Below are 13,210 nucleotides of genomic sequence, written 5' to 3'. Positions count from 1 at the left end.
GATATCCGCGCTCGCTTGATCGATATCTCTCGCCGATTGGTCAATACCTATACCCACACTTTATCGATATTTCACCCCAGTTGGTTGATACCTCTAAAAAACTGCCTGCAAAAGATTCGCTCCAGGAAAGTTAAAAAGCTCCCACTGCAAAAAATGCAGCGGAAGCTTTTTATTTTTTCATTTATTGTTCCTATCATTATCTTCCTTAAGGATTTTTGATAGTTCCTCAAGCATGCCAGCCATTTCTTCCCGGGTGTAATTTCCGAAACGGTCAGAATGGATATTCTGGTCTTCTTCCGCTTCACTTCTCTCTTCCCGAAGTTCCTGCGGAAGGTAGCGTTTTTTTCCTTTTAAAATATAGCCTGGAACAAGATGTCCGTCAGGCGTTGCATACATTTTGTTCATCCTTCTCGTCTCTTTGTCGAACAAGCTGTAGACAACCGGTATGATGAACAATGTCAGGAAGGTACTGCTGATCAGCCCGCCAATGACGGCTATCCCCATCGGCTGGTTGATTTCTGTTCCTTCTCCCAGACCAAGTGCAAGCGGAATTAACCCAAGGATTGTTGTCAATGCTGTCATCAGGATCGGCCTCACTCTATCCTTAACTGATGCAATGATAGCCTCATAGGTATGCATACCAGACGCTTTCCTCTGATTAATGTAATCGACAATCACAATCCCGTTGTTTACGACAATGCCGGCCAGAACAATCAATCCGATAATTGCGGTAAGGCTGACTGGTGTCTTTGTCATGACGAGACCGGCAGCCACTCCAATCACCATCAGTGGCATCGTGAACATGATAACAAAAGGATACTTCAGCGACTCGAACTGGGCAGCCATCACAAGATATACGAATACAACCGCGAGTCCAAGGGCTAACATCATGTCATCGATCGAGGACTCAAGCAATTCCCTGTCGCCGCTAAAAATAACTTCAGTTCCTTCATTAAGGCCGAGTCCCGCTATCTTTTTGTCCACTTTCTGGGAAATGTCTCCGAGATTGGTGGACGCTTTGTACTTCAGCGTAAATTGTACTGCGTCCTGCTGGTTGATTCGCTGGATGCTGACAGGACCGCTGCCTTTAGTGATATCGGCAACCGACTCTAAAGGAATGAAGCTTCCATCCGCCTTTTTGATTAAAAGCCCTTTCAGCCTGTCCATGTTTTGGGTAATATTTTTGTCGTATTCTACAAATACCCCGTATACCCCGCCATTTTCGTCTATCATTTGCGTTGCCTGGTTGCCGCGGGTAACATCATTGACCACCTTGGCTACCTGGGCAGGAAGCATGCCTTGGGCAAGCGCTTTTTCACGATTGACGGCAATCTGAATTTCGTCGACTTTTTCCATTTGGTCTGTGGAAAGTTCGTTGACACCCTTTAATTTTCGAAGCGAAGCATAAATTTTGTCAACTGATTGATCAAGTCTTGTTTTATTAGTGTCCCTCACACTGAAGGTTAGTGTATTTGGACTTGAGCCTGAAGTCGATTGCATGTTAAATGAAACTTCTGCCGAATCGTTCACTTCTCTTGCCGTCTTCTCCATATCTTTTTTTACATCGTCCGCAAACTCAAACGTTGTACGGTTTCTCTTATCAAGATCCTTCATCTTTACATACAACTCGGCAATATTGGACTGGGTCGTTCCCCTGAAGGACGATTCCTGGGTTGTCCCAATCAACGAGACATATACATCCGCATCCTTCTCATCCTCTAATCTATTCTCCAGCGCTTTTAGCACTTTTTCAGTTTCAGATAGTGCCGAACCGTTTTCAAGCTCTACTTTGACACTGAAAAATCCTTCATCGGACGGCGGCAGAAATTGTGTTCCCACAGTGGTAAGTCCGAACACACCGGCAGCAAGCAAAAGCAGGGTTACTAGCAAAAGGGAGGCCCGATGCCTTAATGACCATCTTATCGAGCGATCAAGTAATTTTATAGACTTTGAGCGCTGCCTCCTTGCCTCCACGTTCTTTTTAGGCATTTTCAGCAGCCTGCTCGCAAGCATTGGAATGACAGTCAAAGCAACAACCAATGAGGCAATTAGACTAAACGAAATTGTCATTGCAAACTCAGTGAATAGTTCACCAATAATACCTGAAATAAACACGACTGGCAAAAAGACTGCAACAGTTGTCAATGTAGAAGCAGTGATCGCTCCGCCAACTTCCCTCGTACCGTCAAAAGCAGCCTGTTTTGGATTTTTCCCCATTGAAAGGTGTCTATAAATGTTTTCAATGACAACGATTGCGTTGTCAACAAGCATTCCGATTCCAAGGGCAAGACCGCCCAATGTCATGATATTCAAGGTGAAATCGGAAAAATACATCAAAACAAAAGTGAAAATAACCGAATATGGAATGGCTACTCCGATAATCAGCGGGCTTTTCACGTTCCTAAGGAAAAGGAAAAGAACAGCCATGGCAAGGGCTCCGCCGAGATAAAGGGAATTTGAAATATTCCCGATTGCCATCCTGATGTAATCGCCCTGGTCAAATAGCACATCAGATTTGATTCCATTATACTTATCCATTTTCAGAAGCTTGTCCAGCTCTTTGATAAAGTCCTTTGAGACTGATGCCGTGTTGGCATCTGACTGCTGAAGGACGCTCAGGAGTACAGCCGGTGACTGGTTCGACCTCGTGATTGTGCGGTCATCTTTCTTTTCAAGCGACACCGCAGCTATATCGGCAAGGATTGTTTTTTTTTCAGTCTTCGGGTCTGTTGCGACAGCCAGATTCTTCAAAGTATCAACGGAATCAACCGAGCTGATAATTCTCGTTGTCAGTTCTTTCCCGTCTGTTAATACTGGCTCGCCAGGCATGGACACATTATTCGCCCTGATCAACTCGACAATATCCGATTGGCTTAAACGATACGCCTTAAGCTTTTCCTGGTCCAATTCAACCTTTACTTCTTTTACTGAAGTACCTGAGAGGTTGACGCTCGCCACGCCATCGACCTTTGTCAGTTCGAGTTCAAGTTCCTCCGCAAGGTCCCTAAGAGCATCGTTGTCCTTGTCGGAGCTCAATGAAAGCTGGATGATTGGGAATTGAGAAGGGTCGAATTTAAGGAATCTTGGCTTCTCTGCGTCATCGGGAAGCTGTGCAGAATCGAGCCTTTGCAAAACTTCATCCTGGATTTCTTCTATATCAGTAGTCCAAGAGAATTCCATGAGGACGAGGTTTGAACCTTCCTGGGAGGTCGATGTCATCGTCTTGATACCGGGAAGGGTTGCAAGATTGGCTTCAAGCGGCTTCGTCACTTTCTCAACGACTTCCTGCGGACTTGCACCGGAGTAATTGGTTACAACAACCCCCACAGGCGGACTGATTTCCGGTATTAGTTTTAAAGGAATATTGAGCAGGGAAACTGCTCCAAGAATAAGAACAAGAAACATGGTCACGAGTGTAAAAACCGGTCTCTTGATCGAAAAATCGCTAATTTTCATTACCAGGCTCCTTTCAGATCGCTGCTTTATCTATTGTAATCGATAAATCCTATTGCTTCCATGCAAAATATTTGAGTCTCCGTGATTCACTAAACATCAAAAAAATTACCAGGACACTGGTTTTCTTTTTAACATTAAATTTATGCATGTTCCCCTAATTTTTTTCATAACATGAGAAATTCCGAGTAAGTTGAACACTATTGATCCGAATGAACATGAAAAGGCTGCCGAGTTTTTCGACAGCCAGAAAGATTTATATCTTTAATTTTCCAATTTTGATACCGTAATGCCGCTTATACCTGCAAGAATAGTCAGTACAGGCGAAAGCAGACAGAAAAATGAAAATGGAAGATAGTCAATTGTTGGAACACTAAGCACTCCTGTCAGGAAGACACCGCAGACTCCCCAGGGAACAAGCGGGTTAACAACTGTTCCAGCATCCTCCAGCACTCTGGATAGATTTCTCGGGTGAAGGCCAGCTTTCCGAAAACGCTCTTCGAAAGCGTTGGCTGTCAAAATGATCGACAAGTACTGTTCTCCAAGGAGAAAGTTGATGCCAATGGAGGTGGCTGCTGCCGAGCTGAAAAGAATGGAAGTTCGTTCAAGGCTTTGGCTCATTCCCGAGAGAAGAGCAGGAAGTATCCCCAGCCTGAACAGCAGGCCGCCCATGGACAGGGCCAGAAGGACAAGTGAAATGGAAAACATCATGCTTTCCAGCCCTCCCCTTGATAAAAGGGCGGATACTTCTTCAACCTTCGTGTCTGCTTTGTATCCCGAATACAATGAAGTCAAAAGGCTACCCCATTCGCTGCGGCTTGTAATGACAAAACTGATCAAGAGCGCGGAAACGGTTCCGCTCGCAAGCGTCATTATAGCAGGAACTTTTTTTATTGCCATGACAGCAAGGATGAAAAAAGGAATGAGAGAATACCAGTGTATGAGATTCATATCAAGCAGTTCCTGGCGGAATAGAGCTACTTTTTCAAAGCCTGCTCCCGGGTTCTCCGGAGACAGGATGATAAACAGCACGAATGACAAAACAAATGCTGGAATGGTGGTCCACGCCATGTTTTTGATATGGTCAAACAAATCCACCTTTAAAGTGGATGAGGCCAAGGTGGTTGTATCGGACAGCGGTGACATTTTATCCCCGAAAAATGCGCCTGACACAATTGCCCCTGCAGTGATAGCCGGCGACAGCCCCATTGCTCCTGCGACTGCAACAAAAGCGGACCCAACCGTTGCTGCCGTTGTCAAGGAGCTTCCGATGCTGATTCCGACAGCAGATGTGATAAAGAAAACAACAGCATAGAACCATTTCCCTGAAACAAATTCAAAGGAAAGGTACATAAAGGTCGGAATCGTTCCGCTCGCCATCCAGCTGGATATGAGCATCCCGATAAAAAAGAAAATCATGATGGCACCGAGTCCTGATTTCGCGCCCTCTGCCAGTCCAGCCTCGAGGGAATGCACAGGGACTTTCTTGAGCAGACCATAAAGCATCAGCCCCATAATGGCAAATACTACAGGAATATGTGGGACAAGTTCTAATTTAATAATACAAAAAGATATTCCAGCCAAAAGGATAAGCGTTACAATTGCTGCCTCAGCTGGTTTTATAGTTAATTCTGTTAGTCGTGGCTGCATAATTCTTCCTCCGTAAGGTTACTTTTGCGCTTGAACGCTTTTTAGCACAAAAGCGTTTCGTTCTCTTACTATATTGCGATAACGCTCAAAAGTCAACCTATTAACCAAAGCTAGCCTTTTCAGAAAAGAAAAAAGGTATGGAGACCATTTCGGTTTCCATACCTTACGCTGTGCTTTAACAAATCACCGCGCCGGGGGTCAGGCACGCTGGGGTGGTGCAGTGCTTTAACGTTTTATTGCTGCATGTCCATTGGGTTGTAGAGTTTGACTTCAGGGTTTTTGTCTTGAAACCATCTTAATGCAAATTCGTTCTCAAAGAGGAAGGCTTTTTTGTCAAAGCGGTCCTTAACAAGCAGGCTTCTGGAGCTGGACAGATTATCATTGATTTCATCGTTTTCGATCCAACGGGCAATTTTGCTGCCTACTCTTTCCATGATTACTTCAACGTTGTACTCATTTTTCATCCTGTGCTCGAACACTTCAAATTGCAGCTGGCCTACCGCACCAAGAAGGTATTCATCTGTCTTGACTGTTTTGAACAGCTGGATGGCCCCTTCCTGTACAAGCTGCTGAATTCCTTTATGAAAGTGTTTTTGTTTCATCACATTTTTGGCTGTTACTCTCACAAACAGTTCAGGTGTAAATTGCGGAAGCTTCTCATAATGGAAGAGTTCCTTTTCTGAAACGATCGTATCGCCAATCTGATATACACCTGGATCATAAAGCCCGATGATATCTCCGGCAACTGCTTCGTCAACTGTACTCCTGTCATCAGCCATAAACTGTGTGGACTGTGCAAGCTTGATTGGTTTACCTGTCCTTGAAAGAGTGACAGACATACCCCTTTCAAAGCTTCCAGAGCAGATTCTGAGGAAAGCGATCCGGTCACGATGGGCCGGATTCATATTTGCCTGGATTTTAAAAACAAAGCCTGAAAAATCCTCCGACAGCGGGTCCACAGGGCCAGAGGTGCTATTTCTTGGCTGCGGCTCCGGTGCAAACTTCAAATAAGCCTCAAGGAATGTCTGCACACCGAAATTCGTCAGTGCACTGCCAAAAAACACTGGTGTAAGTTCACCATTGTTGATGCGCTCCTCGGAGAATTCATTTCCTGCCTCATTCAGCAGCATGATTTCTTCAAGCATTTGATCATATAGAGAGTTTTCTTTAAGCTTATGGTCGCCAGCAATTTCTCCGTCCTCAGTCAGGCTGATAAACCGCTCATCCTCTTCGACGCGGAACTGCTCAACGCGATTGTGGAATCTGTCATAAATGCCAAGAAACTCCTTACCCATTCCAATTGGCCAGTTCATCGGATATGATTCGATCCCCATTACTTCTTCAAGTTCAGCAAGGAGTTCCAGCGGGGATTTCCCCTGTCTGTCAAGCTTGTTGATAAAAGTAAAAATCGGAATACCTCTCATCCGGCAGACTTTGAAAAGCTTCAATGTTTGCTCCTCAATCCCTTTAGCCGAGTCGATAATCATGACGGCGCTGTCTACAGCTGTCAATGTGCGGTATGTGTCTTCACTGAAATCCTGGTGACCGGGAGTATCAAGGATATTAACGCGGAAACCATCATAATCGAATTGCATGACAGAGGAAGTGACCGAAATTCCACGCTGCTTTTCAATTTCCATCCAGTCACTAGTAGCAAACTTTCCAGTCTTCTTTGCTTTTACTGTACCAGCATCACGGATTGCTCCCCCAAACAGCAGGAGTTTTTCCGTCAGTGTTGTTTTTCCAGCGTCCGGGTGGGAAATAATAGCAAAAGTCCGCCGGGACAATACTTCTTCATTTAATTTTTTCATTTTGTTCTAGTCCTTTCTTTATAAAGGGACATCCAATATACAGCCTTGAAAAATTGCCACAGTCTTTGCGACCTATCCCTTATATATATGAACTCTGCTTCAGCAGAAAAAACCTCATAACTTCAATCTTATCCTCCCAGAAGAAAGTTTGCAATCAGCTTTTGCCTCCATTTATTTTAATAATTGCTCAAAAAGCTGAAAAAATCACAGCAGGGCACCGATTTGAGTCTGAAAACAAAAACTGCCATTCCCTTTATGTTTCAGCCAAATAAAAGCGGCAGCCTGATTCCCAATATCAGGCTGCCGTTTTTATTTATATTTGCTTCTCTATGTCTTCAATCAATTCATCTATTGTCTCAGAAACCTCATTTGTACGACGGGCGATAGAAATACTAAACTCAAGGAGCTCTTTAAAGGTCTTGACAGAAATCATGGAATTGGATTTTTCATAGTCATTGATTTGCAAGCCAATATCCTGGAGGATCATCAACACTTCATCCATAGAGCCTTTTTCCATTGCAAACATTCTCTAATTCCCCCTTTTCCTTTTTCTCATTATGAGGGAGAATCAGAGAATTTTATATGGTAATAAATTCAATATTAGCGTTATCTAACCAGCACTCTTAGGGAAATCACCATAAAGCAAATGAAAACTGCCGAATGATCATGAATTATGCTTAAAAGCATACCAAAAGCACCAGATAAATCAGCGCGGAAGTTATATTTTTGTTCAATAGTTGTTCGTATTTCCGAATATTCAATTTACAACAAGCAACACCTGTATGAACTACCGCGTACGCTTTTTATTGGACGCCTGCATGCATATGCCCCAGCAATGCCTGTCCAGACATGACAGCCCTGCCTCCACCCTGTGCAAAAGTCTCGCTTCCCCCGCCTTTTCCTTCAATCAGCGGCAGAACTCCCATTAGGATATTTTTCATATTACCGTTACTCTTTGGACCTTTTCCGCACACAATTTGTAGTTGGTCTCCATTTTCACTGACAAACAATACTACTGCCTCTTCTTTCTCCCCTATTACATATCTGGCAAGCTTCTGCAGTTCCTTGATTGTCCTGTCTTGAAAAACTCGAGAAATTACGTGCCCATTGTTTTCGGCAACAAGGTCTGCTGCCTCATATGTAAGCAGTATGCCCCGCAATTCTTCCAGCACTTTCTCCTGGGTTTTCCCTCCAAGTACAAGCTTTCGTGCGGCATCGGACAATTGAAGTTCCGGTGCGTTCAAAATACCAGTCAAATCACGGATGATTTTTTGCTTTTGATGAAGCTGGGCAAGAACGCGCTGGCCGCATACAAACTCAAGGCGGATTTTTTTCCTTTGCCTTTCCCAGCCCAATATTTTGATAGGCCCAGTTTCTCCGGTGCTCTTAGGATGTGTTCCTCCGCAGCCCCCGTAATCAAAATCCGGGATGATGACCAACCTGATGTCCTCCGCAACAGAAAGCTCTTTTCTGAGAGGATATTGTGCCGCTTCCTCCGGGCTGACCCGTTTAGCAATAATCGGCCTATTCTCAGCCACAATCCTGTTTGACAGCTTCTCGGCCTCCTCCGCTTCTTCCTCTGTCAGCTCTTCCCGGTCAAGGTCAATGGTAACTGTTTCACTGCCAAGATGGAACCCGACAGTCTGGCTGTCAAACAAGTCTTCAAATGCGGCGGAAAGAATGTGCTGGCCAGAATGCTGCTGCATGTGGTCGAACCTTCTCGCCCAGTCTATTTCCCCTTCAACTTCCCTTTCTGCCATCGGCGCAGTTAAGTAGTGGCGGATTTCCCCGTCCACTTCTTCCACATCCGTGACTGTTACACCATTAAGTGTTCCTGTATCAAACGGCTGCCCACCGCCTGTTGGATAAAAGGCGGTTTCCTTCAATACAGCGTAGCTTCTCCCGGATTCATCTTTGCCAGTGGAGACTGCTTCCGATTTAAATCGAGTCATATACGGATTCTTATAAAAGAGCTTGTGTTCCATTCTCCTGTTCACACTCCGTTTTTTAAATATTCAACTATGTATTTTCTTCCCCAGTATACCACTCCGCATCACCAAGAAAAAGGCAGCCCTGGCTAACCAGACTGCCTTTCGGATCTAGACCACATCTTTTCCAGCTAAAGCTTTCTCCATTTCAGCAACTAGATCTCTCACCATTCCCATATACCTCTTTGGAAATGGTGCATCCTCATCTTCAGGTCATTTGAATTGATTCAAGGATGCCGAAACGTTTCCGATATTCCCTTCCTCATCAACTTCTGTCTTAAATTGATGATCTAACAAAAATGGCGTTCCAATCAGCACGCGTAAGCTGTCCTTCTCCAAATCCCCGTCAAGTGCTTTAACCGGGATCGTAAATACTGCTGATCTCCGTGCTCATCATCAATTTTAAAATCGAAATATGCATGATCATATTCCCAGTTACCGCCTACAGTGAAGCCCATCGGCTCAAGTACTTCCTTCAGTCCGCCAAGTGTAAACTGTTTGCCCTCAATGCTCGATTCAATCCGGATCATCATACCTACCTCATTTCGCTTGATATCCGTCCTGTACTTATTTATATGCAGGCTGCCGGAACTGTTTATATATCAGCCTTTTTCCACCATGTTCCTTGTTTCAAACAATGCCTGGCCGCTTCATTCGCCATAGTCCAGCACTCGATCCCATCTGTGACCCAATCGTTTATAATAACGATGCTATTTTCGTTAGCAATGGGGAAAAATAAAGAAACTCCTTTTGCCAAGATTCCATGTGTGTTTTATGGACTGGGACAAAAGGGTACAAACAATCATGGAACGTTCCTGAGCATATAAATAGGAGGGGTAAGAATGTTGGGAAGGAAAAAGTATGAAATAGGCTATAAAAAATATGAGAATCACGCGAACGACTACCTAAAAAACCCAGAACGGGCAGATCGGCTCTTAAAAGCTGCCCAACAAAAAGCTTTTCGAAGAAAAAGTTCGCTTTCAGAAATCTGGTCAAATCTCATTCTTCTATTTGACCTTATCCGGTCCTGGAGAAAAGGAGAATATAAAAAAATATCAGCAAAGACGCTTGTGACTGTGATTGCTGCTATTATTTATTTTGTTTCTCCTATTGACATAGTCCCGGATTTCCTTGTAGGAATTGGGATTATTGATGATGTTGCCGTACTAAGCTTTGTATTAAAACAACTGTCTGCTGAACTTCTGGATTACAGTCACTGGAAAGAAGAAACCAACAAGATTATTGACAGCCCGGATGGTCCTGTAACAAAGTAATCATCCGGGGCATGTATTTTCAATCTTTTTTTGGAAGAAACATTAAAACCTTCTATATGTTAAAAAGTAATACGTAAAGCAAAGAGAGAAGGATTCCCTTCCCTCTTCAAAGAGTTATGGCTATTCATTTCTGCTTTATATCATCAAGCTTTTTAGCAAAGTGCTCTAGTTCTGTCCATGTTTCCGGCGGCTTATTGGGATCCAGCCCTGCTTCCCTGAACGCTGTTTTATTGTAAAATAACAGGCGTGTATCGGTATTGAACGGTACTGCATAAGGCTTACTATCATGAAGTACCGTTTCCCAGAGGTTTGGATAAAACCTTTCCTGGAAAGTATTATCAAGATATTTGCTTAAATCTTCAACTTGTTTATTTTCTGCTCTTAGAGCAACCGAATTGATATCATTGATAATCACATCACCAGGATTGCCTGCTTTAACCGAAGCTAAGTTCTTAGTCCATATGTCTCCCCATGGGAGGAAAGTGTGCTTCACAAAGACTTGGTCCTGGGAATCATTAAAATCTTTTATGATCTTTTCAATAACAGGACCTCTTGTCTCAGATCCCCAAAAAGACCAGAATTCTACGATTGTCCTCCCGTCTTTTGTTTTTTCTTTTTCAGCCTGTTTACCATCTTCGCCGCAGCCTGTCAGCACACCGAGGAAGATGATGGTACCAGCCAAAATTAATTGTCCCTTTTTCATAAAATCCTCTCCAGCATATGTATTAAAGTCGATTTAGACACAAATAAACCACTACCCTCTTACCGAAGAGGTGAAACCTGGTTGGATTCCTGAGTAAAACACCTACACGAAAAAACGGCAGGAATAAATCCTGCCGCCATCTATTTTTAGTTGAAGCAGGCACAGCCTACAATGATCAGGAGAATGAACAGGACTACAATCAGCACAAAGCAGTTCCCTATTCCACAACCTCCGAAGCCGCCGCCACCGAAGCCATAGCCTCCGCCGTATCCATATCCCATATTGTTTCCTCCTTCTTTCAGGATAAAGACTAATTCCATTTTTTTAAAAATATACAGCCCTCATGCAGGAAACCCGAAAAACTGAATTTCCTGCTAAAAGGCAATTACTTGCTGTTTTTCAGGAGTCTAATCAGCAGAAACCGCCGCAACCCCAAGAAGCACCGATAATAATAAGCAGAATGAACAACACAACCAGAAGGGCGAAACCTCCGCCATGTCCGCAACCGTCAGCCATTTATAATTACCTCCTTTTCGAATTTCAATATATCCTATTCAGAAGGGGCTATTTGTGCAATAAAAAGCTTAAAAAAAATTCGCCTATTCTTGGGAAGGTTCATAAATGAACGATGCATGCGGCCGAATCGAATACTTATTGACCAACCAGGAAGGATAGACCATAATACAAAGAAGTTAAACTGAGGAGGTGAAAATCATTGAAAAAGTTACACTGGATTACTTCAATTCTGGGCTCTATATGTAACGCTCGAATTCCTGGACAAATCACAGACACCCGAATAATGAGAAAATACGGTCCTCCAACACTGATTGGTCATAGAGGTGCCGCCGGACTCTGCCCGGAAAACACAATCATCTCTTTTGACAAGGCCTTGGAGAAAGGCGCCCACTATTTGGAATTCGATGTCCAGGAAACAAGCGATGGAAAGCTTGTCGTTATCCATGACGTGACAGTAGATCGGACAACGAATGGAAAAGGAAAGGTCGGCAGCCTCTCTTTTGAGGAAATTCGAAAGCTTGATGCAGGTAGCTGGTTTCATCCCCGGTTTAAAGGCGAAAAAATCCCTTCTTTTTCTGAAGTGCTCGAAAGGTACAGCTGCAAGGCAGGATTCCTGATTGAATTAAAAAAACCCTCCCTGTATCCAGGAATAGAGGAAAAGGTTGCAGCAGAACTGATAAAACTAAGGCTCCATCAACTCGGCAAGGATAGAATCATCATCCAGTCGTTTGACAAAGCCTCTCTAATGAAAATAAAAAAACTCCTTCCCTCAATTCCTGTCGGTGTTTTAGTCCGGCACAGGCCTTATGGAATTCTGGAAAGAGAGTGCAAGGCCATATCTCAATTTGCCCAATATCTTAATCCAAAGGTTACAATGGTCAACGCATCACTCGTCAAAAAAGCCCAAAAACACAGCTTAAAAGTAATTGGATGGACAGCACAGGACAGACAAACCGCTGAAGAGCTAGCAAATACTGGATTGGACGGCGTGGTGACAGATTTCGTTGACGTTCATGACAGCAGCCTTAAATAGTGGAACCATAGTTAGAAAAACGGTATAGGTACCGTGTATTTAACCTGCTGTGCTGGTCCAGCATGTAGGCACTTATTACAGCGCCTTCCCTTCTTAATGAATTTAAGCCGGCTATTATTTCGCTTGCCGAGGCAATCCCGACTCCATGCCCATAAAATTGCCCATTTTCAAGTAGGACGGCATTTTCTCCCCTCCAGATGGACTCTTTAAATTCAGGATTATTAAAATAAATCACATCACCAGGAATGAACTCGGTTCCTGGCATTGTTATGATAGCAAGATCAGGGTCGTGGTGCCAATTCCAAACAAGCAATCCGCCGAACAAATAATTGAAGTCCGACTCCCTGATCGATTCCAATACAGCTTTGTAGAATATCAGCACCATTGCAGTCGAACACTCAAAGCCATAAGACTTTCCGTTGATGTATACATCCCTGACAGCGTCTGACGGCAACACATCAGGCCTTAAGAGATATCCGCTGTCAGTACGCGACCAGAACGCAGGATTGAAGGAAGAGTATTGGAAAGAAGTAAATGCCGCTCCGCTGGCCAGCATGTTCCTGGATGACTCAATGATATTTTTTCTTAACACAATATCGAACATCAACTCTCCAGCTGATTGGTATATAAACACATGACGGGCAGTTTCAAGGGAACGATAAATAATGAGTTCACTCCCTCTTAGTTTGCCAGAATCGATTCCTTGCTGGTTTCCATCGAATGTGATCATTGCTCCTTAAGATCCCTCCCATTTGGATGGTCCTTTTTAGAAAGTATGAACA

Annotated in this window: 11 protein-coding genes and 1 pseudogene; 2 read left to right on the top strand and 10 right to left on the bottom strand. The window is 43.7% G+C overall.

Annotated features, from left to right (window positions below; genetic code table 11):
• Positions 1 to 177: 177 nt before the first annotated feature.
• The 6 genes and pseudogenes from D1970_RS02750 to D1970_RS02720 form a co-directional block, all read right to left on the bottom strand.
• On the bottom strand, positions 178 to 3,456 hold the full coding sequence (locus D1970_RS02750; protein ID WP_119111354.1) for an efflux RND transporter permease subunit: 3,279 nt from the start codon (positions 3,454 to 3,456) through the stop codon (positions 178 to 180).
• A 261-nt stretch (positions 3,457 to 3,717) separates the two neighbouring features.
• Positions 3,718 to 5,103, bottom strand: a complete 1,386-nt coding sequence (nhaC, locus tag D1970_RS02745) for a Na+/H+ antiporter NhaC (RefSeq protein WP_119111353.1) — start codon at positions 5,101 to 5,103, stop codon at positions 3,718 to 3,720.
• A gap of 233 nt (positions 5,104 to 5,336) precedes the next feature.
• Positions 5,337 to 6,914: a peptide chain release factor 3 gene (locus tag D1970_RS02740; protein ID WP_119111352.1), complete on the bottom strand. Its 1,578-nt coding sequence runs from the start codon at positions 6,912 to 6,914 to the stop codon at positions 5,337 to 5,339.
• Between the two features lie 313 nt (positions 6,915 to 7,227).
• Positions 7,228 to 7,440 carry a hypothetical protein gene (locus D1970_RS02735; RefSeq protein WP_119111351.1) on the bottom strand — a complete coding sequence of 71 codons (213 nt, stop codon included), beginning with the start codon at positions 7,438 to 7,440 and terminating at the stop codon, positions 7,228 to 7,230.
• Positions 7,441 to 7,717: 277 nt separating this feature from the next.
• The gene (locus tag D1970_RS02730; RefSeq protein WP_119111350.1) at positions 7,718 to 8,899 is read right to left on the bottom strand and encodes an alanyl-tRNA editing protein; all 1,182 of its coding nucleotides are present in this window, start codon (positions 8,897 to 8,899) and stop codon (positions 7,718 to 7,720) included.
• Between the two features lie 216 nt (positions 8,900 to 9,115).
• Positions 9,116 to 9,432 (bottom strand): annotated as a pseudogene (locus D1970_RS02720) (YugN family protein).
• Between the two features lie 312 nt (positions 9,433 to 9,744).
• Here D1970_RS02720 and D1970_RS02715 point away from each other — a divergent pair.
• On the top strand, positions 9,745 to 10,176 hold the full coding sequence (locus D1970_RS02715) for a YkvA family protein (RefSeq protein WP_119111347.1): 432 nt from the start codon (positions 9,745 to 9,747) through the stop codon (positions 10,174 to 10,176).
• A gap of 124 nt (positions 10,177 to 10,300) precedes the next feature.
• Here D1970_RS02715 and D1970_RS02710 read toward each other — a convergent pair whose 3' ends face one another.
• The 3 genes from D1970_RS02710 to D1970_RS02700 form a co-directional block, all read right to left on the bottom strand.
• A complete protein-coding gene (locus tag D1970_RS02710; protein WP_119111346.1) occupies positions 10,301 to 10,879 on the bottom strand; it encodes an extracellular solute-binding protein in 579 nt (192 codons plus the stop codon).
• A gap of 146 nt (positions 10,880 to 11,025) precedes the next feature.
• Positions 11,026 to 11,160 carry a sporulation protein YjcZ gene (yjcZ, locus tag D1970_RS02705; protein ID WP_119111345.1) on the bottom strand — a complete coding sequence of 45 codons (135 nt, stop codon included), beginning with the start codon at positions 11,158 to 11,160 and terminating at the stop codon, positions 11,026 to 11,028.
• 130 nt (positions 11,161 to 11,290) lie between these two features.
• Entirely contained in the window at positions 11,291 to 11,395 is a 105-nt protein-coding gene (locus D1970_RS02700; protein ID WP_119111344.1) for a YjcZ family sporulation protein, read from the bottom strand.
• 199 nt (positions 11,396 to 11,594) lie between these two features.
• Between D1970_RS02700 and D1970_RS02695 the strand changes: the two genes are divergently transcribed.
• A complete protein-coding gene (locus D1970_RS02695; protein WP_119111343.1) occupies positions 11,595 to 12,428 on the top strand; it encodes a glycerophosphodiester phosphodiesterase in 834 nt (277 codons plus the stop codon).
• On the opposite strand, the gene tgl is transcribed toward D1970_RS02695, so the two are convergent.
• A complete protein-coding gene (gene tgl, locus D1970_RS02690; protein ID WP_119111342.1) occupies positions 12,421 to 13,158 on the bottom strand; it encodes a spore coat transglutaminase TGL in 738 nt (245 codons plus the stop codon). The two genes, D1970_RS02695 and tgl, sit on opposite strands and share 8 nt — an antisense overlap.
• Positions 13,159 to 13,210: the final 52 nt, after the last annotated feature.

The organism is Mesobacillus zeae, from assembly GCF_003570705.1.
GTDB classification, from domain to species: domain Bacteria; phylum Bacillota; class Bacilli; order Bacillales; family Cytobacillaceae; genus Mesobacillus_C; species Mesobacillus_C zeae.
Note: the sequence above shows the minus strand (reverse complement) of the source record. Positions and strands in the feature narration are given on the sequence as shown.